This window comes from Nakamurella panacisegetis (assembly GCF_900104535.1).
GTDB classification, from domain to species: Bacteria; Actinomycetota; Actinomycetes; order Mycobacteriales; family Nakamurellaceae; genus Nakamurella; species Nakamurella panacisegetis.
Genome location: NZ_LT629710.1, coordinates 3197501 through 3223269, shown reverse-complemented (window position 1 = coordinate 3223269; position 25769 = coordinate 3197501). Strand labels below are relative to the sequence as shown.

24 protein-coding genes, 1 tRNA gene and 2 rRNA genes (1 of these 27 cut by a window edge) are annotated in these 25769 nt (G+C 69.4%); 5 read left to right on the top strand and 22 right to left on the bottom strand.

Translation table 11 applies throughout. The features are described 5' to 3' along the window. The first annotated feature begins 11 nt into the window (after nucleotides 1–11). The 3 genes from BLS97_RS14330 to BLS97_RS14320 are packed head-to-tail and all read left to right on the top strand — an operon-like array spanning nucleotide 12 to nucleotide 1398. On the top strand, nucleotides 12–215 hold the full coding sequence (locus tag BLS97_RS14330; RefSeq protein WP_090476925.1) for a hypothetical protein: 204 nt from the start codon (nucleotides 12–14) through the stop codon (nucleotides 213–215). Next, a complete protein-coding gene (locus BLS97_RS14325) occupies nucleotides 212–472 on the top strand; it encodes a hypothetical protein (protein ID WP_090476922.1) in 261 nt (86 codons plus the stop codon). Before BLS97_RS14330 ends, BLS97_RS14325 begins: the two co-directional genes overlap by 4 nt. A gap of 5 nt (nucleotides 473–477) precedes the next feature. Further along, nucleotides 478–1398 (top strand): DNA cytosine methyltransferase, encoded by a 921-nt coding sequence (locus BLS97_RS14320; RefSeq protein WP_172832278.1) that lies wholly within the window; start codon nucleotides 478–480, stop codon nucleotides 1396–1398. Nucleotides 1399–1716: 318 nt separating this feature from the next. Here the strand turns inward: BLS97_RS14320 and BLS97_RS14315 are convergent. Further along, nucleotides 1717–1790 (bottom strand) — tRNA-Pro (locus BLS97_RS14315). A gap of 99 nt (nucleotides 1791–1889) precedes the next feature. Here BLS97_RS14315 and BLS97_RS14310 point away from each other — a divergent pair. Beyond that, complete coding sequence (locus tag BLS97_RS14310; RefSeq protein ID WP_090476918.1) at nucleotides 1890–2639, top strand: ABC transporter permease; 750 nt, start codon at nucleotides 1890–1892, stop codon at nucleotides 2637–2639. 10 nt (nucleotides 2640–2649) lie between these two features. Next, on the top strand, nucleotides 2650–3114 hold the full coding sequence (locus BLS97_RS14305) for a YdeI/OmpD-associated family protein (RefSeq protein ID WP_090476915.1): 465 nt from the start codon (nucleotides 2650–2652) through the stop codon (nucleotides 3112–3114). 38 nt (nucleotides 3115–3152) lie between these two features. Here the strand turns inward: BLS97_RS14305 and der are convergent, their stop codons facing one another. From der to BLS97_RS14200, 21 genes are all read right to left on the bottom strand, one after another. Then, nucleotides 3153–4598: a ribosome biogenesis GTPase Der gene (der, locus tag BLS97_RS14300; RefSeq protein ID WP_090476913.1), complete on the bottom strand. Its 1446-nt coding sequence runs from the start codon at nucleotides 4596–4598 to the stop codon at nucleotides 3153–3155. Next, nucleotides 4595–5281: a lysophospholipid acyltransferase family protein gene (locus tag BLS97_RS14295; RefSeq protein ID WP_090476911.1), complete on the bottom strand. Its 687-nt coding sequence runs from the start codon at nucleotides 5279–5281 to the stop codon at nucleotides 4595–4597. Before BLS97_RS14295 ends, der begins: the two co-directional genes overlap by 4 nt. After that, the gene (cmk, locus tag BLS97_RS14290; protein ID WP_090482255.1) at nucleotides 5278–5946 is read right to left on the bottom strand and encodes a (d)CMP kinase; all 669 of its coding nucleotides are present in this window, start codon (nucleotides 5944–5946) and stop codon (nucleotides 5278–5280) included. The genes BLS97_RS14295 and cmk overlap by 4 nt, the downstream gene beginning before the upstream one ends. A gap of 59 nt (nucleotides 5947–6005) precedes the next feature. After that, on the bottom strand, nucleotides 6006–6836 hold the full coding sequence (locus BLS97_RS14285) for a pseudouridine synthase (RefSeq protein ID WP_090476909.1): 831 nt from the start codon (nucleotides 6834–6836) through the stop codon (nucleotides 6006–6008). Then, the gene (scpB, locus tag BLS97_RS14280; RefSeq protein ID WP_231988112.1) at nucleotides 6829–7581 is read right to left on the bottom strand and encodes an SMC-Scp complex subunit ScpB; all 753 of its coding nucleotides are present in this window, start codon (nucleotides 7579–7581) and stop codon (nucleotides 6829–6831) included. The genes BLS97_RS14285 and scpB overlap by 8 nt, the downstream gene beginning before the upstream one ends. Next, complete coding sequence (locus BLS97_RS14275) at nucleotides 7578–8435, bottom strand: segregation and condensation protein A (RefSeq protein WP_090476907.1); 858 nt, start codon at nucleotides 8433–8435, stop codon at nucleotides 7578–7580. The genes scpB and BLS97_RS14275 overlap by 4 nt, the downstream gene beginning before the upstream one ends. Then, nucleotides 8432–9301 carry a ParA family protein gene (locus BLS97_RS14270; protein WP_172832378.1) on the bottom strand — a complete coding sequence of 290 codons (870 nt, stop codon included), beginning with the start codon at nucleotides 9299–9301 and terminating at the stop codon, nucleotides 8432–8434. Before BLS97_RS14270 ends, BLS97_RS14275 begins: the two co-directional genes overlap by 4 nt. A 455-nt stretch (nucleotides 9302–9756) precedes the next feature. After that, nucleotides 9757–10713, bottom strand: a complete 957-nt coding sequence (locus BLS97_RS14265; RefSeq protein ID WP_090476905.1) for a site-specific tyrosine recombinase XerD — start codon at nucleotides 10711–10713, stop codon at nucleotides 9757–9759. Then, nucleotides 10706–11362: an NUDIX domain-containing protein gene (locus BLS97_RS14260; protein ID WP_231988111.1), complete on the bottom strand. Its 657-nt coding sequence runs from the start codon at nucleotides 11360–11362 to the stop codon at nucleotides 10706–10708. The genes BLS97_RS14265 and BLS97_RS14260 overlap by 8 nt, the downstream gene beginning before the upstream one ends. Then, nucleotides 11359–13071, bottom strand: coding sequence for a CTP synthase (locus tag BLS97_RS14255; protein ID WP_231988110.1), 1713 nt, complete (start codon nucleotides 13069–13071; stop codon nucleotides 11359–11361). The genes BLS97_RS14260 and BLS97_RS14255 overlap by 4 nt, the downstream gene beginning before the upstream one ends. 211 nt (nucleotides 13072–13282) lie before the next feature. Next, nucleotides 13283–14221: a copper transporter gene (locus BLS97_RS14250; protein ID WP_090476901.1), complete on the bottom strand. Its 939-nt coding sequence runs from the start codon at nucleotides 14219–14221 to the stop codon at nucleotides 13283–13285. Further along, a complete protein-coding gene (gene steA / locus BLS97_RS14245; protein WP_090476899.1) occupies nucleotides 14221–15387 on the bottom strand; it encodes a putative cytokinetic ring protein SteA in 1167 nt (388 codons plus the stop codon). The genes BLS97_RS14250 and steA overlap by 1 nt, the downstream gene beginning before the upstream one ends. 180 nt (nucleotides 15388–15567) lie before the next feature. Next, complete coding sequence (locus tag BLS97_RS14240; protein WP_090476898.1) at nucleotides 15568–16092, bottom strand: hypothetical protein; 525 nt, start codon at nucleotides 16090–16092, stop codon at nucleotides 15568–15570. 75 nt (nucleotides 16093–16167) lie between these two features. Further along, complete coding sequence (recN, locus tag BLS97_RS14235) at nucleotides 16168–17955, bottom strand: DNA repair protein RecN (protein ID WP_090476896.1); 1788 nt, start codon at nucleotides 17953–17955, stop codon at nucleotides 16168–16170. Between the two features lie 60 nt (nucleotides 17956–18015). Then, entirely contained in the window at nucleotides 18016–18909 is an 894-nt protein-coding gene (locus tag BLS97_RS14230) for an NAD kinase (RefSeq protein ID WP_090476894.1), read from the bottom strand. Then, a complete protein-coding gene (locus BLS97_RS14225) occupies nucleotides 18906–19712 on the bottom strand; it encodes a TlyA family RNA methyltransferase (protein ID WP_197676184.1) in 807 nt (268 codons plus the stop codon). Before BLS97_RS14225 ends, BLS97_RS14230 begins: the two co-directional genes overlap by 4 nt. Continuing rightward, a complete protein-coding gene (locus tag BLS97_RS14220) occupies nucleotides 19713–20060 on the bottom strand; it encodes a hypothetical protein (RefSeq protein WP_090476892.1) in 348 nt (115 codons plus the stop codon). It lies immediately after the preceding gene. Nucleotides 20061–20132: 72 nt separating this feature from the next. Further along, nucleotides 20133–21164, bottom strand: coding sequence for an HAD-IIA family hydrolase (locus BLS97_RS14215; RefSeq protein ID WP_231988108.1), 1032 nt, complete (start codon nucleotides 21162–21164; stop codon nucleotides 20133–20135). Continuing rightward, a complete protein-coding gene (locus BLS97_RS14210) occupies nucleotides 21161–22684 on the bottom strand; it encodes a tetratricopeptide repeat protein (protein ID WP_157695424.1) in 1524 nt (507 codons plus the stop codon). Before BLS97_RS14210 ends, BLS97_RS14215 begins: the two co-directional genes overlap by 4 nt. A gap of 1699 nt (nucleotides 22685–24383) precedes the next feature. Next, a 5S ribosomal RNA gene (gene rrf, locus BLS97_RS14205) occupies nucleotides 24384–24500 on the bottom strand. Between the two features lie 100 nt (nucleotides 24501–24600). Then, nucleotides 24601–25769: ribosomal RNA gene (locus BLS97_RS14200) — 23S ribosomal RNA — on the bottom strand; it runs 1936 nt beyond the window's last position.

Sequence of the window (25769 nt, the reverse complement as noted above, 5' to 3'; positions counted from 1 at the left end):
GAGACCCTGCCATGAGCGAAACGATCGAAGCGTCAACGCCTCGCCCCGCGTGGGAGCAGTTCATCACGCCGAAGATGGAAGCGGACGCGCGCCGTCAGGCTCTAAGGCTCGTGAACGCCGGAGGCTACTCGCTCGACGCCGCCGCCGCCGAGGCTGCCGCGTGGGTTCGAATGAAGGCCATTCAGGCGATGCAGATCGCCGGGCTCGCCAAGTGACCGCCGCCGACCGCGAGCTCGACGCCCGTCTCGCCGAGGAGCGCGCCGAGCTCGCGAACCTGAGCCGCATTGTCGAGGACCTCTCGCACATCGGGGGCGACGCCCGTCGCCTCGCCCGCTGGACCGCTCACCGCGACCGGCAAGCCCGCCTCGTGGCGGCTCTCTCTCCCAAAAATGACGCGCTAGCGAGTGACGCGCTAGCGAGTGACGCGCTAGCGAGTGACGAGCAGTCCCTCGCCCCGACGGGCGAGAAGTGAGCCGCGTGATCGTTGACCTGTTCGCCGGGCCGGGCGGATGGGATGAAGGCCTGCGCAACCTCGGCCGCGTCGACGTGCTCGGCGTCGAGCTCGACCAGCTCGCGTGCTCGACCGCTACCGCGGCCGGTCACGATCGCCGCCGGGGCGATGTCTACTCGGTACGGCCGGAGAGCATCCGCTCGCCCGAGGGCCTGATCGCGTCGCCGCCGTGCCAGGGATTCAGTGCCGCCGGGTTGCAGCTCGGCCGGGGCGACCTCGACGCGATCCGCGACCTGATCAAGTCGGCCGCCGCGGGCGAGGACCGCCGCCTCGACTACTTCCTCACCGTGGACGACTTGAAGTCGCTTCTGGTCGCCGAGCCGATGCGCCTACTCGTCGGCGCCGATCCCGAGTGGCTGATCTTGGAGCAGGTGCCGAGCGTCCTCCCCGTTTGGGAGTGGTACGCCGAGGAGCTGCTCGCGATGGGCTGGTCCGTCGACGTCGGGATCCTCAACGCCGCCGACTACGGCGTACCCCAGGACCGCCGCCGGGCCGTGCTCGTCGCCTCCCGCGTGGCGCTCGACGTGAAGCTCCCCTCGCCGACGTCGGGCCGCCTCGGCGCCGCGACCGTCATCGGTCAGGGCTCGCACGGGTTCGCGCGCCGGAACGACCGCGACGACGGGCTCACCTACCGGGCCCGCGACCTCCGGGACAACGCGCTGCCCTCGTTCACGGTGACCGAGAAGGCCCGGAGCTGGACCGTCACCGACCCCGCGGGCAAGGGCCGCCAGCTCACCCCGGCCGAGGCCGGTCAGCTCCAATCGTTCCCCGCCGACTACCCGTGGCAGGGCACCCGAACCGCCCAGTTCCTACAGATCGCGAACGCCGTCCCGCCCCGGCTCGCCGAGGCCGTCGCCTCTGTAGTCGTCGCCCCCGTCGTCGCATGACCGAGCCCTCGGCCGAGTGGATCCCGCGGGATGGGGGGACGACGCCGCCTCTATTCGGGCCCGTTCCAGCCCCGCCGGCCCCGGCCGAGGAGCAACTCGACCTGTTCGCCGTCGAGCTCCCGACCTTGTTTTGAGTTTGGCCGAGTTGTGCGGGGTTGGGTTGGGGCTCGATTGGGACTGGATTGGGACTAGCTCGGCCACATTGGGCCCAATCTGGCACAACTCGGCCCAATCGTCAGGCCCCGTCTGATCGTTCCCCGGATACACAAAAGGCCAGGTCAGAGAGCTAATTGCTCTCCGACCTGGCCTTTCTGTCTGTCGGGCTGACAGGATTTGAACCTGCGACCCCTTGACCCCCAGTCAAGTGCGCTACCAAGCTGCGCCACAGCCCGCCACCCGGCATGCCGGGCGTGACAAGAATACCGCAGCGCGCATGATGGTCCGGACCGCTTTCGCCCGGCATCCGAGGAGCACGCACCCTGACCACCGTCATGATCGGCCCGCTCCTCGCGGTACTGCTGGCCGTTCTGGCCGCGGCCGCCGCGCTGGTCGTCAAGTTGCAGGGTCTCGGGCGCGCCCGGGACACCATCATCGCCGTCGTCCGCGCGATCGTCCAGCTGGCAGCGGTCAGCCTCGTCATCGGGTTCGTCCTGAGGTCCCTGTGGCTGACCGCCGCCTTCCTGATCGTGATGGTGGCAATCGGTGGCGCGACCTCGGCGAAGCGGATCACCGGTTCCCTGAAACCCCGCTCCTGGTGGGCGGTGGTGCCCATCCTGTCCGGGCTGCTGCCCGCGCTCGCCCTGATCCTGGCCAGCACCGTCGTCCCCCTGCACCCGGTGGCGGTGCTGCCCAGCGCCGGCATCCTGATCGGCGGAGCCATGACCGCGACGTCGCTGGCCGGCCGGCGAACCGCCGATGAACTGCACACCCGGCGGGGCGAGTACGAGGCGGCGCTGTCGATCGGTCTGATGCGGCGGGACGCGGTGATCCTGGTGGCCCGGCCGGCGGCGGCCCTGGCCTTGATTCCCGGCATGGATCAGACCCGGACGGTCGGCCTGGTGACGCTGCCGGGCGCGTTCGTCGGGGTGCTGCTGGCCGGAGCGTCACCGTGGCAGGCCGGCGCCACGCAGGTGCTGGTGCTGGTGGCGCTGCTGCTGGTCCAGGCGATCGCGGTGGCGGTGACGGTCGAGTTGATCGCGGCCGGTCTGCTTCCAGCAGGCGAAGAGATCCTTCCGGAATAAACTGGTCGTCATGTCAACGTGGACTGATCCCGGCCCGCAGGAATTCGACGCTGCCCTGGAATCCGGCGAGCGCGGCGGCAGCTGGGTGACGGTACCGGCCGACGTGAGTTCCAGGTACAGGGTCGCCGGTCGTGTCCCGGTCCTGGTCCATTTCGACGGAATCGAATATCGCGGGTCCATCGCGCCGTATCAGGGCACCCACCGTCTCGGCGTGCTCGCGGCGATCGAAACGCGTCTGGGCAAGCGGGTCGGCGATCAGGTGCATGTTCGGCTCACTCTGGACGAGGCCGAGCAGGTCGTGGTCCTCGCCCCGGACGTCGAGAAAGCACTGCTGGACGCCGGTCTCATGGAGAAGTTCCGCGGCTTGGCCCAGAGCCACCAACGCGAGTTCGCCACCTGGATCAACTCGGCAAAACACAACTCGACCCGCACCGGGCGGCTGGCCAAGCTGATCTCGATGGTCGCCGCTCGCTGACCGGGTGCCTGGCCTGAGACCAGGCACCCCGGCGATGACTACTTCTTCGCGCCGCGCTTCTCGCGGACCCGCACGTTGACCCGCACCGGGGAGCCCTTGAAGCCGAAGTCCTCCCGGAGCCGGCGTTCGATGAACCGGCGATAGCCGGCCTCGAGGAAACCGGTGGTGAACAGCACGAAAGTCGGCGGACGGTTCCCGGCCTGGGTGGCGAACAACACCTTGGGCTGCTTGCCCGAGCGGACCGGCGGCGGCGTCCCCTGGATCAGGGTGCCCAGCCAGGAGTTGAGCTGCCCGGTGGGGATCCGCTTGTCCCAGGAGTCCAGCGCCGTCCGCAGCGCGGGCGCCAGACGATGCACACCGCGGCCGGTCTTGGCCGCAATGTTGATCACCTCGGCCCACTGCACGCGGGCCAGGTCACGGTCGAGCTCCCGCTCGATCTCGGTACGGCGGTCGCCGTCGACCAGGTCGGCCTTGTTCATCGCGATCACCAGGGCCCGGCCGGACTCGATCACCATGGTGATCACCCGTTGATCCTGTTCGGACAGCGGCTCCGACGAGTCGATCAGCACGATCGCGACCTCGGCCGACTCCAGCGCCGACTGCGTTCGCAACGAGGCGTAGAACTCCATGCCCTTGGCCTGGTGGACCCGCTTGCGCAGCCCCGCGGTGTCGACGAACCGCCAGACCTCACCGTCCAACTCGACCAGCGAGTCGACCGGATCGACCGTGGTGCCGGCGACCGAGTCGACCACCGACCGGGACTCTCCGGACAGCCGGTTCAGCAGCGAGGACTTGCCGACGTTGGGCTTGCCCAGCAGCGCCACGCGGCGCGGTCCGCCCTGGTTCGCCGCGAACTCCGACGGCGCCTCGGGCATCGCGGCCATGATGGCGTCCAGCAGGTCACCCGATCCGCGGCCGTGCAACGCCGACACCGGGAACGGTTCGCCCAGGCCGAGGTTCCACAACGCAGCCGCGTCGGCCAGGGTGCGCTCGTCATCGACCTTGTTCGCGACCAGGATCACCGGCACCTTGGACCGCCGCAGCACCTTGGCGATGGCTTCGTCGGTGTGGGTCGCCCCGACCGAGGCGTCCACCACGACCAGCACGGCGTCGGTGGTCTTCATGGCCCGCTCGGCCTGCAGCGCGACCTCACCGGCCAGCCCCTGGGCGTCGGGCTCCCAGCCTCCGGTGTCGACCACCGTGAACTTCCGGCCCGCCCAGAGCGCGTCGTAGGAGACCCGGTCGCGGGTGACGCCGGGGATGTCCTGGACGACTGCCTCGCGACGGCCGATGATGCGGTTGACCAACGTCGACTTGCCGACGTTGGGCCGTCCGACGATGGCCAGGGTGGGCGTCGGGACGACCGGGCCGCCCATCTCGTCGCCGAAACCGCCATCCTCCCAGCCCGCGAATTCCGCTTCCTCGGACCAGATACCGTCGCCAGCGGCCTGCTCGGCCGCGAGTCCGTCAAAATTCTCTGTCATTTGGTTGCCTTCTTGTTTTTCACAGCGTCGATCGTCTCGTCCAACTCAACAACCAAGGCGGACAAGCGATCTCGAATCAGATCGGTGGCGGTGTCGACCGCTTTCTTCCCGGCACCGACCGGGATCGGGAACGGATCGCCGATCAGTACTCGCACCCGCGGCCGGAACCGACGGCGCGCCCCCGCCGGGCGCGCGGTACCACGTACCGCCACCGGGAGCACCGCCGCCCCGGCCCGCGCGGCCAGCCAACCGGCCCCGCTGGAGACCTGGTGCACGTTGCCGTCGCCGCGGGTGCCCTCGGGGAAGATCCCGATCACTCCCCCGGCCTTGAGCTGGGCCAGCGCGTCGAGCAGGGTGCCGCGTTCGGGCGCTGCCCGGTTGATCGCGTACTGCCCGACGTTGCGCAGCAACCATCCCAACGGACCCGTGACGGCCTCCGCCTTGACCAGGAACGACACCCGTCGGGGTAGCGCCCCGAACAGCACCGGTCCGTCCCAGAAGTTCGAGTGGTTGGCCACCAGCACCACCGGGCCGGTCGCCGGTACCCGGTCGATACCGGCCACCGTGAGCCGGTACAGCAGGGCGGACAGCACGATGCCGATCCGGCGGCCGCGATCCATACCGACCGGGCCGGCGTGCTGCGGTGTCGGGTCGCCGGCGCCACCGAGATGGCGCCACCTCACCGGATGCCCCGAGCCGCGGCCAGTTCCAGCACCTTCGCGACCGTCTCGGGCAGGGCCAACTGCGAGGAATCGATGACGACGGCGTCCGGCGCGGCCTGCAACGGCGCGTGAACGCGTCGCGAGTCGTGGGTGTCGCGCCGTTCGAGATCCTGGGCGACGGCCGCGAGGTCCAGGCCGCCCCCGACCGTGGCACCGACATTCTGGGTGTGTCGACGGCGGGCCCGCTCGGCCGCATCGGCCGTCAGGTAGATCTTGAGATCGGCCTCCGGCGCGATGACGGTGCCGATGTCGCGACCCTCCACCACCATGCGTCCGGAGTGGGCCAGCAACTGCTGACGATCGAACAGCCACGCCCGCACGGCCGGGTTCGCCGATACCGGGGTGACGGCGAGAGTGACGGCCTGGCCACGGATCTCGTCCGTGACGTCCTCGCCGTCGAGCAGGTGGGTCTGGTGCCCCGGGCTGAGCGGCGAGGAGAAGTTCAAGCCCTCCAACACGTTGACGACGGCCGTGTCGTTGACCGGGTCGACCCCGGCCCGCAACACCGACAACGTCACCATCCGGTACATCGCGCCGGTGTCCAGGTAGCCGGCGTTGAGCTCGGCCGCGACCCGGCGGGCCACGGTTGACTTACCGGTGCCGGACGGACCGTCGATGGCGATGATGAAGCTGCCGGCCTCACCCGACTTCTCGCCCGACGATCGCGACCCAGGGGAAGCCGTGGTCACAGGCCGACCGCCTTGTAGAGCAACGCGATCTCGACCGGGTTCAGCTTGCGCAGGGTGCCCGGACGCTGGTGACCGAGCTGGACGTCGCCGATCTTGGTCCGGACCAGCCGCGACACCGGGTGGCCGACCTCGGCCAGCATGCGGCGGACGATGTGCTTGCGACCTTCGTGCAGCACCACCTCGACCACGGCCCGACCGGCGTGCAGGTCGACCACCTCGAAGTGATCGACCTTGGCGATGCCGTCGTCCAGTTCCACGCCGGCCCGCAGGCGGCGGCCGAGGTCGCGCGGGACGGGTCCCGGGATCTCGGCCATGTAGGTCTTCATGACGTTGTAGGACGGGTGGGTGAGCCGGTGGGCCAGTTCACCGTCGTTGGTCAGGAGCAGCAGCCCCTCGGAGTCCATGTCCAGGCGGCCGACGTGGAACAGCCGCTCCGGCCGGTCGACCAGCAGCTGCCCGATGTGGGGGCGGCCCAGTTCGTCCGACATGGTGGACAGCATTCCCGGCATCTTGTTCAGGGCCAGGTAGACGTTGTCCTCCTTGACCACGATCCGGTTGCCGTCGACGTGCACGACGGCGTTCGCCGGGTCGATGCGCAGGCCCATCTCCTTGACGACGATGCCGTCGACCTTGACCCGGCCGAGCTTGATCAGCTCCTCGGCCTTGCGGCGGGAGGCGACGCCGGCCGCGGCCAGCACCTTCTGCAGGCGCACGCCGTCGGCGTTGGCGTCGTCGCCGGTGTCGCTGTCGAGGTCACCGGGGTTGATCCGGCCGGTGTTCTTCAGGCGGGTGGACGTGCGCTTCTTGGACGGTGTGTTGTCAGTCATCTTCGAGGGAGTCAATTTCCGGGAGCAGGGGGCCAAGGGAAGGAAGATCCTCGAGGCTGGAGAGCCCGAGTCGTTCGATGAACAACTCGGTGGTGCGGTAGAGCAGGCCGCCGGTCTCGGCGTCCGTTCCGACCTCTTCGATCAGGCCACGGGCGACCAGGGTGCGGATGACGCCGTCGACGTTGACGCCGCGGACGCCGGCAATACGGGCCCGGGTGACGGGCTGCCGATAGGCGATGACGGCCAGGGTCTCCAGGGCCGCCTTGGACAGCCGGGTCTGCTGGCCGTCCAAGACGAAACGTTCCACCACCGGGGCGAACCGGTCGCGGGTGTAGAAGCGCCAACCGCCGCCGAGCTGCCGCAGCTCGATACCGGAGCCGGCATCTGTATAGCGCTGGGCCAGCCGGAACAATTCCGCCTGCACCCGATCGGCGCCGTGTCCAATCGCGGTGGCCAGCGACGCCTCGGTGACGGGCGAGTCGACCACCAGCAGGACCGCCTCGAGCGCGCCGACGACGTCTTCGTCCGCGACGACGCCGAAGGTGGCCTCCAGCGGCAGGTCTTCCAGGGCCGAGTCGTCCGGCACCGGGCCAACCGAAGCACTGTCGTCCAGCGCCGAGCCGTCCAGCGAGGCGTCGACCGAAGCGCTGTCGTCCAGCGCGGCGTCGGTCGGCGCGGCGTCAGTCGGCGAATTTCGATTGATCACGTCCGGCGTCATCGCCACGTCGGCGTCCTGTGTGTTCACTCGTACTCCTCGTCGACGGCGATACCGGCCGGGTCCGCTTCGTCGCCGGTCCACCGAACGGTCAACAGCCCCAACGGTTCCGGTTGGTCGAAGGCAACCGCAGCCTCGCGGAAGAGGTTCAGCAGACCCAGGAAGCGCGCGATGACCTCCATCGTCTGGGTGCATCCGGCGATCAATTCGCCGAACGTGGCCACCCGCCGCAGCTCGAGCAATTCCCGGATGGCAGCGGTGTGCGCGGCCACCGACACCGGCGAGGAATGGATGTGGTCGAGCGAAACTCCGGGCGGCGGTGGTTTCGGCCGGAACACCGAGGTCGCCAATTCGGCGAATGTCTCGGCGTCCATGCCGAGTTGCACCTCGGGCAGCAGGCCCAGGTAGCGGTCCTCCAGCGTCACCGCGCGCGGGTACCGGCGCAGCGCACTGGCTTCCAGCTCCTGGAACAGCACGGTGACCTGCTGGTACGCCCGGTAGGCCAGGAGCCGCGCGAAGAGCAGGTCGCGCGCCTCGAGCAGATCGATGTCGGCGTTGTCCTCCACCTCGCCGTCGGGCAGCAGCCGGGCCGCTTTCAGGTCGAGCAGGGTCGCCGCCACGACCAGGAATTCGGTCACCACCCCGAGATCGACGTCCGGGCCCATGGTGCGGATGTGCCGGATGAAATCGTCGGTGACGGTGTGCAGCGCCACGTCGGTGACGTCCATTCGCCGTTGCCCGATCAATTGCAGCAACAGATCGAACGGACCCTCGAAATTCTCCAGATGCACGTGGAATGACGGCCGCGTGCTGGGCAGCACCGAAGAATCGGCGGATTCCAGCGATACCGCGGCCGGGGGTAGGGTCCCCGCCCGCGTGGTCATCTTGCGATCACTTCCCGTGCGAGGGCGCGGAACGCTTCGGCCGCAGGCGATGTCGGGGCGTAGGTGGTGATCGGCTCGCCGGCCACCGTCGTCTCCGGGAATTTCACGGTCCGGGAGACCACGGTGTCGTAGACCTCGTCGCCGAACCGCTGCACGAGCATCGCGACCACGTCACGGGCATGGACGGTGCGTCCGTCGAACATGGTGACGAGCACCCCGTCAACCTCGAGATCGGGGTTGATCCGATCCTTGACCTTGTCGATCGTGTCGACCAGCAGGGCCACCCCACGGAGGGAGAAGAACTCGGCCGCCACCGGCATGATCACGCCGTGCGCGCACGCCAGGGCGTTCACCGTGAGCAGCCCGAGGGACGGCTGGCAGTCGATCAGGATGTAGTCGTACTCGTGCAACATCGGCCGCAGCGCCCGGGCCAGGGTGTGCTCGCGGCCCACCTCGTTGATCAGCTGGACCTCGGCCGCGGACAGGTCGATGTTGGCCGGGAGCAGGTCGAGCCCGGGGACGCGGGTCGGCACCAGCACGTCGGTGATCGTGGTGTTCCGCTCGAGCATCAGGTTGTAGATGGTGTGGTCGAGTTCGTGCGACGGCACCCCGAGCCCGGCCGACAGTGCCCCTTGCGGATCCAGGTCGACCAGCAGCACCCGTCGGCCGTACTCGGCCAGCGAGGCCCCGAGGTTCAGGGTGGTGGTCGTCTTGCCGACCCCGCCCTTCTGGTTGCACATGGCGATGACCCGGGCCGGGCCGTGCGAGTTCAGGACGGCCGGTTCCGGGATGACGCGCCGTGGACGGCCGGTGGGGCCCAGTTCGGCCTCGGCGGGAGCCGGCTTCGGGATCAGGGCCGGGACGATCTCCTGGTCACCGGGCGTCGCGTCGTCCGACTCAACCGCATCGACTTCGGCCACTTCGCGGTCGGGTGTGCCCTGCGCCTCGGCGATCGGGTCGAACGCGTCGTCGACGTGGATCTGCGCGTCGTCGGCCACCGGTTCGAAAGAGGAGACCACCTCGGCCACGTCGACCGACTCCTGGACCTGGGGGTCCGGATCGGCGGCGTCATCGGTCGCTGTAGCGGCCGGAACCGGCCGGTCGTAACGGGGAAAGATGTCCGCGGAGGATGCATCCGCGGGTCGGGGTGCCCCGGCGGCGGCGATCCACGCTGCGTCGTCCGGATGGCTCATCGGTCCCGATACTCCCACTTCTCTCCTGTCGTCATCCCGACGACCACCCCAGGGTAGAGGCGCGGGGGCCAAAGGACCAAGACGACCCGCGCGGCGACGGCGCGCCGAACCCGCCCATCGCTGTCCGATCAGCGGGCTCGTGGGTGGGCCAGGGCGTAGATCTCCCGCAGCGAGTCGACCGTCACCAGCGTGTAGATCTGGGTGGTCGTCACCGACGCGTGGCCGAGAAGCTCCTGGACGGAGCGGACGTCGGCGCCGCCCTCCAGCAGGTGGGTGGCGAAGGAGTGCCGCAGGGTGTGCGGGGACACCGGTCCTCGCTGCGCGGAGACGCCGGACTTCTCGGCCGCGTCACGCAGCACCGTCCACGCCGACTGCCGGGACAGCCGTCCGCCGCGGATGTTCAGGAAGACGGCCGGCGTACCCTTGCCGGCCGCGGCCAGGGCCGGCCGGCCCCGCACCAGATAGGCCGAGATGGCGTCGGTGGCGAACGAGCCCACCGGAACCATTCGCTCTTTGGATCCCTTGCCCCGCAAGCGGACCACCGGCGCGCCGGCGTCCGGGAGGTCGTCCAGGTCGAGTCCGACGGCCTCGCTGATCCGGGCACCGGTGGCGTACAGGAACTCCAGCAACGCCCGATCGCGGAGGGATCGCGGGTCGTCCCCGGAGGCCGATTCCAGGATCGCCGTGATCAGTTCCACCGGCAGCGCCTTGGGCAGCCGTTTCGCCGCCGCCGGCGGGTGCACGTCGCCGGAGGGATCGTCGGCGGTGGCCGACTCGGCCAGCAGGAACCGGTGCCACCCCCGAACCGCCACCACCGCCCGCGCCGCCGACGACGGGGCCAGCGCCGGGTGGCCTTCCGACCCCTCGCGCAGGGCCATCAGATAGCCCGAGACGTGCTCCGGCCGGATGTCGTTCACCGCGTCCAACCCGGCCTCGGCACAGAACGTGAGGTACCGCTCCAGGTCGCGGCGGTAGGCCAGCAACGTGTTGCGAGCCACACCCCGTTCGACCGCGAGGTGGTCCAGATAGCCGCGCAGCGCCGACCGCAGCGCCGCCGACGGCTCCGCGGCGACCGGTTCAGACATCCAGCGCTGGTGCGTCCGGGATGCCGGGGCCTTGGCTGACGGCGCTGGCGTCGTTCCACGGGTCGTCTGCGGGCCGCAGCGAGGCGGCGGTGATGTCGGTGTCGATGCCGAGGGCCACCGCCGCGGCCAGCAGGCCGGAGACGGACGATCCGTTGACGATCCGGCCCTGGAAGACGCCGCGCACGGCCACCTCCAGGGGAACCCGGACGACCTTCAGGTCGGCCTCCTCGTGCAGGACGTCGCCCTGCCGGCCGATGTGAGTCAGGCCGGTGGCCAAGAACACCCGAACCGCTTCGTCGGTGAATCCGGGCGAGGAGGCGATGTCGACCAGCACCGACCAGTGCGCCGCGTGGAGTCCGGTCTCCTCCCCCAGTTCGCGTTCCGCCGCCGATCGGGCGGACTCGCCGGCGAAGTCCATCAGTCCGGCCGGCAGCTCCCAGAGCCGGCGGCGCAGCGGATGCCGGAACTGCTCCAGCAGCACCACGCTGCCCTCGTCGTCCAGCGCGACCACGGCCACCGCGCGGTCGTGTTCGACCACCTCACGCCGAGCGGTTCCGCCGCCGGGCATCACGAGCGTGTCGATCCGTACGGCCGCGATGTGACCGGACCACACCTTCTCGCTGTCGGTGACCTCGAACAGTCGGCTCACAGGGCCGGGACCGGCTCTTGGACGAGCACGTCGGGGGAATCGATCGGCAGCCGCTCGGACTCCAGGTAGTCCAGCGCGGCGCGGACGAACGAGGCGAACAGCGGGTGCGGCGCCGTGGGGCGGGACTTGAACTCCGGGTGGGCCTGGGTGGCGACCAGGTACGGGTGCAGGCTGCGATCCATCTCGACGAACTCGACCAGGGACGAGTCGGGCGAGGTGCCGGACAGACGCAATCCGGCCGCCTCGAGAACCTCTCGGTAGGCGTTGTTGACCTCGTAGCGGTGGCGGTGCCGTTCGGTGACCGACGTGGAGCCGTAGATCTCCGAGACCAGGCTGCCCTCGGCCAACCGGGCCGGGTACGACCCGAGCCGCATGGTGCCGCCCATGTCCCGCGCGCCGGCGACGACGTCGGTCTGGTCGGCCATGGTGGCGATCACCGGATCGGCGGCGTTCACGTCGAACTCGGCCGAGTTGGCACCCCCGAGCCCGGCCAGGTTGCGGGCCACCTCGATGACGATGCACTGCAGGCCGAGGCAGATTCCCAGCACCGGGACCTTGTTGGTCCGCGCGTACTGGATGGCTCCGAGCTTGCCCTCGATGCCGCGGACGCCGAAGCCACCCGGGATGAGCACCCCCTGGACGTCACCCAGGGCCGCGGCCGCTCCGGCCGGCGTCTGGCAGCTGTCGGACGCGACCCAGACGATCTCCACCTTCGCGTTGTTGCCGAAGCCGCCGGCCCGGAGCGCCTCGGTGACCGAGAGGTACGCGTCCGGCAGGTCGATGTACTTGCCGACCAGGGCGATCCGCACCGTCTCGGCCGGGTGGTGGACCCGCTCCAGCAGATCACCCCAGAGCGTCCAGTCGACGTCCTTGAACGACAGGCCGAGCCGGCGGACGACGTACGCGTCCAGGCCTTCGGTGTGCAGCACCTTCGGGATGTCGTAGATGGACGGCGCATCGGGGCAGGCGATGACGGCCTCGGCGTCGACGTCGCACATCAGCGAGATCTTCCGCTTCAGGCCCTCCGGGATGTCGCGGTCGGCCCGGCAGACCAGCGCGTCGGGCTGGATGCCGATGTTGCGCAGGGCGGCGACGCTGTGCTGGGTCGGCTTGGTCTTGAGCTCCCCGGACGGGGCCAGGTACGGGATGAGCGAGACGTGGAGGAAGAAGACGTTGTCGCGTCCCAGGTCGTGCCGCACCTGCCGGGCCGCCTCGAGGAACGGCAGCGACTCGATATCGCCGACGGTGCCACCGATCTCGGTGATCACGACGTCGGGGATGTTCCCGTCCCGGTCCGGTTCGGCCATGGCCGTGACCCGATCCTTGATCTCGTTGGTGATGTGCGGGATGACCTGCACGGTGTCGCCCAGGTACTCGCCGCGGCGCTCGCGGGCGATGACGCGGGAGTAGACCTTGCCCGTCGTCACGTTCGCGTCGGCCGAGAGGTTGCGATCCAGAAAGCGTTCGTAGTGACCGATGTCGAGGTCGGTCTCGGCGCCGTCCTCGGTGACGAAGACCTCGCCGTGCTGGAACGGGTTCATCGTTCCGGGATCGACGTTCAGGTAGGGGTCCAGCTTCTGCATGGTGACCCGGAGACCGCGGGAGGTGAGCAGTCGACCGAGGCTGGACGCCGTCAGACCCTTCCCCAGGGACGACGCAACACCACCGGTGACGAAGATGTGTTTGGTGACATGAACCGCTACCGGCAAGACGACTCCCGTGTGCTCGAAGGCCTGAGGCATTCTCGGTGCTGGCAATGATCTTCTGACCATCACTCCACGGGATTTCACCCTAACACCCCGTCGTCGATTCCCGGGCGAGTTGCCCCGTCGGTCCGGAATCGCGGAACGGTCCGGAAACGCCGAACGGCCCGGCGTCGCGACAGGTGCGCGAGGCCGGGCCGTTCGGTGAAGCGTTGACTCAGCCGACGCCGAGGGTGGGGATCTGTGCCTGGGCGCTGGAGGCGAACCCGTAACGACCGACCCCACCACCGTTCTGCTCGACCAGGGCGAGCACCGCGGCCAGACGACCCGAGGAGGTGTCGACGTCGTCCACCGTGCTGACCACGGCGCTCTCGGCCGTGTTGGCCCGCACGACGCCGACGGTCCCGGTCGCTGCTTCGGATCCGGAACGTCCGGCCACGACGACGCCACCGGCTGCGGTCTTGAGCTGCGCTGCCATGTCACCGATCGCCGCCGCCCGGTCGGCCTCGGAGCCGCCGGTGACGGCGCCCCCGGTGAGGACGACGACCAGACGTCCGGGCACCACGGTGCCGGAGGCCTGCAGGAATCCACCACTGGCCAGGGCCGACAGGGCGGAGGTGGCCTGGGCCGCCGGGGCGGTGGCCTTTCCGTCCTTGTCGGTCAGCAGCACCGAGGCGAGCAATCCCCCCGCCACCGCGCCGACCTGGGAGACGGCCGGGAGCTTGGCGCCGGTGGGCAGTACCCGGGCGGCCAGCGTGCGCAGGTCGTCCGCGTGGCTGGGGTCGGAGAAGTTGGCCGTGAGCTGGATCTGCGCGGTGACCTTCGCTCCGGCGCGGGCCAGGAGCGACAGCACGGCGTCGCGGTCACCCGGGTCGGCGTCCGAGGTGGTGATCAGGACGACCGTGGCGTTCGGCAGGGTGCCACGGACGGCGAGGTTGCCCACCGACGACGCGAACTTGTCGTCCGAGGCCACCCGCGCCGTGAGCGACGTGTTGTCGCTGGAGAGCTGGGTGTTCTGGCTCGACAGGTCCGTCTTGTCCGACTGCAGTCCGGACAGGATCGGCGACGAGATCTTGGTCGCACCCAGGACGATGCCCAGGGCCAGAGCCAGGAAGATCGCCGCCAGAGAGACGATGTGGTACCGCATGGAGATCATCAGAAAAGCCCCTTGACCCAGTTGACGAAGTCGTTCCACCACTGTCTGGCGAGATCGATGTAGGTGTGCGAAACGTCGGAGACGAGCAGTGCCGCGACGATGGCCGCGACGGCCACGATCAGCAACAGGGCGACCAGCCACCAGGAGATCCTGGCCTTGTACAGCCGGGCGACGGCCGGCGCCTCGACGATCTTGTTGGCCACCCGCATCCGCACCAGGAAGGTGGAGGCGGAGCCGCCCTTGTGGTCGAGCAGGTCGGTGAGCGTCGTGTGCATCCCGACGGTGACGATGAGGCTGGCGTCACGGGCGTCGGCGAGCAGCAGGGCCAGGTCCTCGGTGGTACCGGTGGCCGGGAAGGTGACGGCGCCAAGACCCAGGTCCTGCAACCGCTCCAGGCCAGGAGCGTGCCCGTCGATGTCGGCCGGGATCACGACCTCCGCGCCACCGCGAAGGGTGTCGGGACCGATCTCCTCCGGGTTGCCGATGATCAGGTTCGGCTTGTAGCCGGCCGTCCGGAGCGCGTCGGCGCCCCCGTCGACCCCGATCAGCACCGGGTGATAGTCGGAGATGTACTTCTTCAACGACTTCAGCTCGGCCTTGGTGTCGGCTCCGGCGGCGACGATCAGCACCTGACGGCCGGCGATCTTGGTCGCCACCTCGGGGATGCCGACTCCGTCGAGCAGCAGGGTGCGTTCCCGCTTCATGTATTCGATGGCGTTGGCCGCGAAGGCCTCGAGCTGGGCCGACATGCCGGCCTTGGCCTCGATGAGCAGGTCGGCGACCGATTCGGGGGTCTGTTCGATCCCTTCGGCGATCAGGTCCTCGCCCTGGTAGACGGCATTGCCGTCGAGCCGGACCTTGGCCCCGTCCTTGAGCAGGGAGAAGATCTTCTCTCCCACACCGTCGATCAGGATGACCCCGGACGCGACCAGGATCTCCGGACCGAGGTTCGGGTAGCGGCCGGAGATTGACGGCGCGGCGTTGACCACGGCGATGACTCCGGATTTGACCAACGCATCCGCGGTGGCCCGGTCCAGGTCGATGTGGTCGACGACGGCGATGTCGCCGTCGCCCAATCGACTGAGCAAGGTGTCACTACGTCGCGACACCCGTGCGACGCCCGTGACTCCTGGCAACGCACGTGACTGGCGTGACAAGAGTTTCATGGGCCGATATTGACAGCACGTCCGGCCCGAATGCGGGAGGCGCGGCGACGAATCGCCTGATGGGGACGAAAATCGCCTGGATCGCGGCCGAATCCGGCGGGCTACGGGAGCCGGGACCGGAAGCTCAGCGCCCTACCGATGGCCTCCGGGATCGCTCGTCCCGGTGTCGGGTTGCCGCTCTCAGCCGACGCCGCGCAGCACGCAGAGCATGGTGCGCGGCGCCTTCAACTTCGCCGATGCGCTCCACTTGGCGGTCTGACCGGACTTGACCGTCACCTTCGTTGCCGCCGAGGCCAGGGTCGTCGCCTGCGTGGTGGTGAAGAAGATGGTGATCGTGTACGTCACCGGTTTCGGCGACCGGTTCACCGCGGTGCCCTTCGCGCCCCAGCCCCCACTGACCGCGGCGCAGGAGGTGATCGCAACGTTCTTGCGCTTGTCGACCACGTTGGCCACCGAGGTCGGCAACGTCTGGGCCGTGACGCCCGACGGCAGAGCCGTCGGCTTGGTGTTGCGGCCCGCCGAGGTGGAGGACTTGGCGGTCCCCGATGCGGTGACGGAGGTGGTGGTGCCGGCACCGGAGGACGGCGCCGAGATCGACGCTCGGCTCGATGGGTTGGGCGAGGTGCCGGACGAGGATGTGCAGGCGGTCAGCGCGAGGGTGGCGGCCAGCAGCGCCGCCGCTGCCGGTTTCAGGCTCAGTCTCACAGGAATCCCATCGTCGTGACGTGTTCGGATCATCGTCCCGCACGCGGTGGTGGCGAACGGGAGGCCCCGGTCGGGTCAGCCCGGGGTGCGGGCCGCTCGTTTGCCTGCCGTGCGGCCCGACGGACCGGCGCCGACCGGTCGGGCCGATCCGGCCGCGGTCAGCAGGTCCGAGGCATGCGCTCGAGCACTGGCCCCGTCGGTACCACCGAGCATCCGGGCTAACTCGAGTTCCCGGGCCGCGTTCTCCACCTGGTGGACGGCCGACGACCCGACCGCGTCGCCCGGCCCGGCGTCGACCACGTAGTGACGGTCGGCGAAGGCGGCCACCTGCGCCAGGTGAGTCACCACGATCACCTGGTGATCGGTGGCCAGCATGGCCAGCCGTCGTCCGATCTCGGTCGCCGCTCGGCCGCCGACTCCGGCGTCGACCTCGTCGAACACCATGGTGGCCACCGGATCGGCGCCGGCCAGCACCACCTCGACGGCCAGCATGACGCGCGAGAGCTCGCCTCCGGACGCACCTTTGGCGATCGGCAGCAACGGCGCTCCCGCGTGAGCCACCATCGCGAACTCGACCTGGTCGACCCCGTCGACGCCGGCGCTCACCCAGGAGCGGCCGACCTTCAGTCCGTCGGATGCCTCCGGATCCGCCGCCCGCTGCGTGACTGTGACCGAGAGAGTGGCCCGGCCCATCGCCAGGTGGGCGAGCTCCGCGGTGGCCCGCTCCCCCAGTTCGGCGGCCGCCTTCCGCCGTCGCTTCGTCAGCGCGACCGCCGCCGCGGCCGTGGCGGCGGCCAACTCGGCGCACCGGCCGCGCAGCTGGGCCAGTGCCTCTTCGGACGAGTCGAGGGTCCGAAGTTCGGCTTCCGCTTCCGCACGCCAGGCCAGCACCGCGTTGATGTCCGCGCCGTACCGCCGGGTGAGCGATCGCAGTACCGCCTGCCGGTTCAGCAGCGTTTCCAGCCGTTCCGGATCGGCGTCCAGATCACCGAGGAAGGACGTGAGGTCGGAGGCGGTGTCCAGCACCACCGCGGACACGCTGTGCAGCGCGGCGGCGGCCGCGGTCAGTCGCTCGTCCGATGTCGCCTCGAGCACCTTCCGCGCTCCCTCGACCAGGCCGACCGCATTGGGTTCGTCCGGTGACGACTCGCCGGTCAGAGCCTGGAGGGCCTGCTGTGCGCCGGACCGCAGGGCGTCGGCGTTCTCCAGCCGGCGAACCTCCGCGATCAGATCGACGTCCTCCCCCGGCTGCGGGTCGACCTTGCCGATCTCGTCGACGCCGAGGCGGAGCAACTGTTCCCGTTGGGCTCGCTCACGCGCGTGCGACGTCCGGTCGGCCAGGTCGGAAACGGCCTGCTGCCAGGCGATCCGGGCTGTGCGGTAGGCGGCCAGCTCGGCGTCCGACCCGGCGAATCGGTCCAGTACGGCCCGCTGCCGTCCGCCGCGCAGGAGACTGATCGCCTCCGACTGGCCGTGCACGGCGATCAGCGGCTCGCTGATCTCGGCCAATGCGCTCAGTGGCGCCGCGCGGCCCCCGATGTGACCGCGGGAGCGGCCATCCGCGCCGACCGAACGGACGAGGATGACCGATCCGTCGTCGTCCGTGCTGCCGCCGACCGAGTCCAGCGTCTTGAGTGCGGCGTCACCCAGCGGTCCGGCGATCCGGGCCTCGACCACAGCGCGGTCGACGCCGACCCTGACCCGTCCGGCGTCACCGCGCCCGCCCGTCAACAAGCCGAGCGCGGTGACGACCATGGTCTTGCCGGCGCCGGTCTCGCCCGTCACCACGGTGAACCCGGTGTGGGGTTCGATGACGGCGTCGTCGATCACCCCGAGACCGCTGATGTGGAGTTCGGTGAGCACGTTGCCACGCTATCGGACGGCGCCGACATCACCGGGCCACTCCGCGGTGGCATTGGCCGATCAGTACCGGCGTTCGCGCCATCCGTGGACCGGCAGTGAGAACTTCGCGACCAGACGGTCGGTGAAGGGCTGGTCACCCAGTTTGATCATGGTCACGGCCTGCGCGCCCCGGCGCACGTGCACCTTGCTGCCGCGCGGCACCTCATGGGTACGGCGGCCGTCGCAGGCGATGATCGCGTCGTGCCCGGAGGGGTCGATGTGGATGGAGACGACGGAGTCCGGTGAGACCACCATGGGCCGCGAGAACAGGGCGTGGGCGTTGGACGGGACGACCAGGAGGGCCTCGACGTCCGGCCACATGATGGGGCCGCCGGCCGAGAAGGCGTAGGCAGTGGACCCGGTCGGGGTGGCGCAGAGCACGCCGTCGCACCCGAAGGCCGAGACGCCTCGCCCATCGACCTCGACCACCACGTCGAGGATCCGCTCCCGGGTGGCCTTCTCGACGCTGACCTCGTTGAGCGCCCAGCAGGTGTCGACGATCCGGCCGTTGTGCTCGATGTCGACGTCGACCGTCATCCGGTGCGTGTGGGAGTACGTCTTCGCGATGATCGCGCCGAGCACCTCGTCGAGGCGGTCGGCGTCGGCCTCGGCCAGGAAGCCGACACGGCCGAGGTTGATGGCGATCACCGGCGCCCGCAACGGTCGAGCCGCCTCGGCCGCTCGGAGCAGGGTGCCGTCACCACCGAGCGCCAGTACCAGTTCCACCGGGGATGTCTCGCCGTCGGCGATCGCCCACGGGTCGTCGAGCATGGCCAGGTCGAGCTCGCTCCCCTCACCCGGTAGGGCAAGCAGTTCCATCTGCGCGGCCTCGAGCGTCTTCTTCACATGCCTTGCGGTGGAATAGATGTCGGCGCGACCGGTGTGCGCAACCAGCAGAATGCGGCGTTCGGTCATGACGGGCCTTCCTCGATGGCGACGCGGATCAGTTCCCGCGTCAGTTCCGGATCAACCGGTGCGTCGGCCCGGAGATGGGCGAAGAACTCCACGTTCCCGCTGGGACCAGGCAGGGGCGAGGCGACCACGCCGGCCACTCCCCAGCCCAGCCGCCCGGCCGCGGCGGCGACCTCGGCGACCGCGGTCGCCCGCAGAGCCGGGTCCCGGACCACACCCCCGGACCCGAGACGTTCCTTGCCCACTTCGAACTGCGGTTTGACCATCGGCACCAGGTCGGCGCCGGGGGCCGCACACGCGATCAACGCGGGCAGCACCATGGATAACGAGATGAACGATAGATCGGCCACGATCAACTCGGCCGGACCGCCGACGTCTTCCGGGGTCATGGTCCGGACGTTGGTCCGGTCGAAGATGTGCACCCGCTCGTCGTTCTGCAGGCGCCAGATCAACTGGCCGTAGCCCACGTCCACGGCGACGACCTCGGCCGCGCCCCGGCGGAGCAGGACGTCGGTGAAGCCTCCGGTCGAGGCGCCGGCGTCCAGGCAACGGCGGCCGGCCACCGTCACGCTCGAGAACGCGTCCAGCGCGCCGATCAGTTTGTGCGCACCGCGGGACGCCCAGTTCTCGTCGGCGACGTCCTCGGTGACCAGCAGTGGCGCGGCCGGATCCACCGCCGTTGCCGCCTTGGTCGCGAGTTGCCCGGAGACCTGCACCCGGCCCGCCTTGATCAGGTCAGCCGCATGTTCCCGCGATCGAGCCAGTTTCCGGCGAACCAGTTCGGCGTCCAGTCGTGCGCGGCGCACTCAGCGACCCCGCGGCCCGGACGGCTGGCCCGGTCGGTGCCCGCCTGGCACCGTGCCCGACGGCTGACCGGGACGGTGCTGGCCGGGTTGTTGCTGGCCCGGGCGTTGCTGACCGCTCGGCGGCTGGGTCGCCGGACCGCTGGGGCCACCTCCGGTCTGGCTTCCCGTCGCGGCCAGTGCCGAGGTCAACTGCTGGTGAATGCGGGAGAACACCTCGACCTGTTCGGCAGTGGTCATTCCGGCCAGTCGGGCCAGTTCGTCGTCGACGGCGTCCAGAGCGTGAACCTGGTCCACCGGGCCGGGCGGAACCACACTCGGCGTCGGGTTGCCGGGTGGGTGCTGGTCCATCGAGTTCCTCCTGCTTCCCTCCGGCCGTCGGCCGACGGTCTCGTCGACTCCACGCTAGCCCAGCCGGATGGATCAGTCCGCCGTGGCGGCGTCGGCAAGCCCGAAGCGGGTCAACACAGCCGCCGCCGGTTCACCGACGGCACTGACCGTCGTCATCTCGTGTTTCCACGCCGCCGCGGCCAACTGGGCCAGGGCCCGGAGCTGCGCGCCGTCGCCCGATCCGGAGCCGGACAACATCAGTGATCCGTCTCGCCGGTCGACCGTCCAGCCCGACGGCAGGGTCGGGTCCAACTCGGCCACGAGGTCGGGGTCGAGCAGACCACGCAGGTCGAACGACACGAACGTCGGCCGGCGGGACGGCGGCGCGGCCAGCAGGTCGGCCGCGGTCGATACACCGGTCAGGACCATCAGGCTCGGCATATCGGCCAGGACCGCAGCCTCGATGTCGGTGTCCAGGCGGTCGCCGACCACCAACGGCGACGTGGAGCCGGCGCGGCGTACCGCTTCGTCCAGCAGCGGGCGATTCGGCTTGCCGGCCACCCGCGGAGCCAGACCGGTGGCCGCCATCAGAGCGTGCACCATGGCGCCGTTCCCGGGAAGGAGACCTCGATCGGTCGGGAGGGTGGTGTCCGTGTTGCTGGCCACCCAGTCGACGCCGGAGCGGATCGCGATGCAGGCCTCGGCCAGATCACGCCATCCGGTGTCGGGCGAGTGCCCTTGCACGACGGCGACCGGGGCGTCCGCGGCCAGCCGGACCGGGACCAGCCCGGCGTCGGCCACCGCGTCGGATAGGGCCGCGGCCCCGACGATCAGCACTTTCGACCCGGCCGGATGGGTTTCGGCGAGCATCGCGGCGGCCGCCTCCGGAGAGGTCAACACGTCGGCCGCCTGGGCGGCCACGCCCATGCCGTTCAACGAGTCGGCCACATCGGCCGGATGCCGGGACGCGTTGTTCGTCACGAACATCGGCCGGGCGCCGCGTGCCGCAGCCGCGGTCAGCGACTCCACGACCTCGGGGATCACCTGACCCCCGAGGTACACGGTGCCGTCGAGGTCGAGCAGCAGAGCGTCGAATCGATCGGCCAGAGCCGGGCTGCCGGTCACCGGCCCCCCTCGTCGTGGCTGAACAGGGAGCCCAGTCCCGACGGACGGGACGCCGGACGCTCCGGCAGCTTCTCCCGCTCAATGCTCTCGTCGAGGGCGTCGTTGGGCTGCTCGTCATCGACCTGGACCGCAGACGACGCCTGGTCGACGATCTCCTGCGCATCCGGGTCCTCGGCGTCGAAGTCGACGTCGCTGTAGTCCGGGGCTCCCGCGCCGTCGACGTCGGACACGTCGCCGTCCTCGTCGCCATCGGTCTCATCGGCGGCGGCCTCGTCGGCGGCGGCCTCGAAGCCGGCCGCGTCGGTCCCGGCAGTTTCCGAGCCCTCCATGTGACGGACGCCGATCCCGGAAGCACCGGCTCCGGCAACGCTGGTCTGCGTGCCTTCGTCGACGTCGGACACTGACCCACTGGTCGCGTCGCCGCTGCTGTCGTCGCCCGATTCAGCGGACTGACCCTGATCGGCCGGATCGATCAGATCGGCATCGAGCTCGCCGTCGAGGGCCTCCTCGTCACTGAGGTCCTCGTCGGTGACGACGTCGCCCCCGGCGAGTTCGGTCAGTCGGTCACCGGCGTCGGTCTCCTCGTCCACATCGATCTCGGCCGCCCGCATGAAGTAGTTGATCGCTTCGTCGCGGCGACCGGCCTGCAGCAGCAGATCGGCGTAGGCGTAGAACAGCCGAGCGCTGAACGGCTCGACCTTGTCCGAGTTCACGGCGGTCTCCAGCGAGGCAATCGCCGCATCGAGCTGTCCGAGGTCGGCGCGGGCTCCCGCGACGACGATGCGCAACTCGGCCGCCGACGCCGGATCCAAATCGGCCGCCTCGGCCGAGCGGGACAGTTCAATCGCCTTCTCCGGATGTCCGAGTGCGCGCTCGCAGTCCGCGATGACCGGCAACTGCCCCGGCCCGCCACTCATCCGCCGGGCCGCGCGCAACTCCGCGATGGCCTCGGCCCACTCGCCTGCGTGGTAGGCCACCAGCCCGACGGTCTCCCGTACGACGGCGATCCGGCCACCCTTCGAACGAGCTGCCCGGGCGTGACGCCAGGCCAGGGCCGGGTCCTCCTCGGCCAGCATGCCGGCCATGAACAGGTGGGCGCCGACGAACTCGCTACCTTCCTTGCTCAGACCCCGCAGGTCCCGACGGACCTCGGCGTCCAGCTCGCGCGGATCGGCCCACTCGGGGATCTCCGGCCAGCGCTCGCCGATCTCATCCTCGCGGACACGCGAGCCCCGGTCGGGCTCTCGTCGTTCGAACCTCGGGGCCTCACGGTCAGCCCAGGCGCTCGACGGTCGTTCACCGGCCGGACGACGGTCCGCGGCCGGCTTGTCCCGCCATGCCGGGCGCTCACCACGATCGGGTCGGTTCGCCCGTTCCGGTGCCGATCCTCGTTCCGGTCGATCTCCGTACGCGCGGGCCGGCCCACGGGAATCGGGCGCTGCACTGCGGTCCTGCCACGGACGGGACGGCCGATCCTCACGGACCGGGCGATCGCTCCTGGGCGCACGATCGTCGCGCACCGGGCGCGCGTCGCGAGCCGGACGCTCGTCACGAGCCGGACGATCATCACGAGCCGGGCGCGCGTCGCGAGCCGGGCGCTCATCACGAGCCGGGCGCGCGTCGCGAGCCGGGCGCTCATCACGCCCTCTGGTGTCGGCTCCGAAGCCGCGGCTCAGGTCGCTCCCGAAGTCGGTGCGCTTCGGTGCCGGCCGGGAGCTTTCCCCGGAGAACGGTTCATCCCGGTCGTAGCGGTGCGGCGGACGGTCCTCACGCGGCGGACGCCCGAAGGTGGGTCGATCCGCGTCGCGGGTCGGTCGGCCGTAGGCCGGACGATCGCCGTCGCGGGGCGGACGTCGATCCCCCACCGCAGGCGGCCGGTCATCTCGCCCACGACCGAAGGACGGACGGTCGCTCTCACGCGGCGGACGCTCGGACCAAGGTCGCTGCCCTTCGGCACGCGGCGCACGATCCGACGGCCCCCGGTCGTCGGACCGCGGCGGTCGCCGATCGAACGACGAGCCGCTGTCGCGACGCGGTGCGCGATCGTCGGCCGGACGCTCGCCCCCGCGTTCGGGACGGCCCCCGAACGACGGCCGGTCACCGTACGGGCGGTCGCCGTCGCGCGGCGCGCGTCCTTGGCTCTCGAAGCCGGAGGGGCGGCCACCACGATCGGACTGGGCGGGGCGCCCGTACGCCGGGCGGTCACCTTGACCTCGGTCGTTGTACGGGCGGTCCGTGTCTCGGCGCGGGGCACGATCGAACCCGCCGCGATCGGCCGGAGGACGGCCGTAGCTGGGCCGGTCCGAGCGCGGACGTTCGTCGCGCTGGGCCTGGTCGGCGCGCGGTGCACGATCGTCCCGGGGCGGCCGGCCGTAGCTCGGCCGGTCGGAGCCGGATCGATCGGTGCCGGGACGATCCGAGGCCGGTCGATACGGGCGGTCGTCGTTGCGGGGCGGTCGGCCCTGGAACGGTCGATCGCCGGAGCGGGCCGGACGCTCCTGATACGGACGGTCGCCAGACCGGGCCGGACGGTCGCCGAAGCCGCGGTCGTCCTGAGGGGGCCGGCGCTCGAACGGTCGCGAGCCCTGACCGCTGCCGCGGGACTGGCCATCACGAGCCTGGCCGTAAGCGGGACGGTCGCCACGCGGAGGAGCGCCGCGGTCGTACGACGGCCGCTCTCCGCGGGGAGCGTCTGCGGCTCGCCCGTAAGCGGGCCGATCAGCCCGCGGGGCAGCGCGGTCGGATGACGGCCGATCAGCGAAGGGCCTGTCACGAGACACAAAGGGACGGTCAGTGCCGGACCGGCGGTCACCCTGAGGGCCACCGCTGTTGCGGGAGCCGCCTTGACCACCATCACGGCCATCGCCGCCGCGCCGTTCGCTTCTACGGGCCGGCCGGTCGCCGTCGCCTGGGTTCGTCATGGCTACTCCATCGCTGTGTATTTGGGACTGCGGTGTACGTGGTTGGCCGGTGCGCTTCCGCGCCGGCGGACCTGGACATCAAGGTCATGTCCGGAGATCGGGTGATGCTCGGGGTCAAGCGAGAGCCGAATCGACTGAGCCTGACCCGTCAGTGGGCCGTGCGGTGTACGGCGCCGAAGCGTCGCACTCCATCCAGCCTCCCTGGATTCGCCAGGATGTCAACCCGGCGGGTGGAACGACAAAAAGGGAGGTCACGTGCGAAGTTACTCGCAAATGACCTCCCCTTTTGGGAATGGTGTTCCGGCGGCGACCTACTCTCCCACAACCTGGCGGTTGCAGTACCATCGGCGCTGGGAGGCTTAGCTTCCGGGTTCGGAATGGGACCGGGCGTTTCCCTCTCGCTATGACCGCCGTAACTCTATGAAGATGTTCGGGGGCACACCACCTGTGGCTAGACCGGTGGGTGCTCGTCGGTTCCGTCTCTTCAGAACCGCACAGTGGACGCGTAGCATTTTTGTGGTAAGTCCTCGGCCTATTAGTACCAGTCAGCTGCACACCTTACGGTGCTTCCACTTCTGGCCTATCAACCCGGTGGTCTAGCCGGGGGCCTTACCCCACAAAGGGTGGGAGTCCTCATCTTGGAACGAGCTTCCCGCTTAGATGCTTTCAGCGGTTATCCCTTCCGAACGTAGCTAACCAGCCGTGCTCCTGGTGGAACAACTGGCACACCAGAGGTTCGTCCGTCCCGGTCCTCTCGTACTAGGGACAGCCTTCCTCAAGACTCCTGCGCGCGCGGCGGATAGGGACCGAACTGTCTCACGACGTTCTAAACCCAGCTCGCGTGCCGCTTTAATGGGCGAACAGCCCAACCCTTGGGACCTACTCCAGCCCCAGGATGCGACGAGCCGACATCGAGGTGCCAAACCATGCCGTCGATATGGACTCTTGGGCAAGATCAGCCTGTTATCCCCGGGGTACCTTTTATCCGTTGAGCGACACCCCTTCCACAAGGTGGTGCCGGATCACTAGTCCCGACTTTCGTCCCTGCTCGAGATGTCCCTCTCGCAGTCAAGCTCCCTTGTGCACTTACACTCGAAACCTGATTGCCAACCAGGCTGAGGGAACCTTTGGGCGCCTCCGTTACTCTTTAGGAGGCAACCGCCCCAGTTAAACTACCCATCAGGCACTGTCCCTGATCCAGATCATGGACCTAAGTTAGATATCCAGTACGACCAGAGTGGTATTTCAACGTTGACTCCACCGCCACTGGCGTGACAGCTTCACAGTCTCCCACCTATCCTACACAAGTCGAACCGAACACCAATACCAAACTATAGTAAAGGTCCCGGGGTCTTTCCGTCCTGCCGCGCGTAACGAGCATCTTTACTCGTACTGCAATTTCGCCGAGCCTATGGTTGAGACAGTAGAGAAGTCGTTACGCCATTCGTGCAGGTCGGAACTTACCCGACAAGGAATTTCGCTACCTTAGGATGGTTATAGTTACCACCGCCGTTTACTGGGGCTTAAATTCTCAGCTTCGCCGTGAGGCTAACCGGTCCTCTTAACCTTCCAGCACCGGGCAGGCGTCAGTCCATATACATCGTCTTGCGACTTCGCATGGACCTGTGTTTTTAGTAAACAGTCGCTTCTCCCTGGTCTCTGCGACCAAAACACGCTAGCCCGC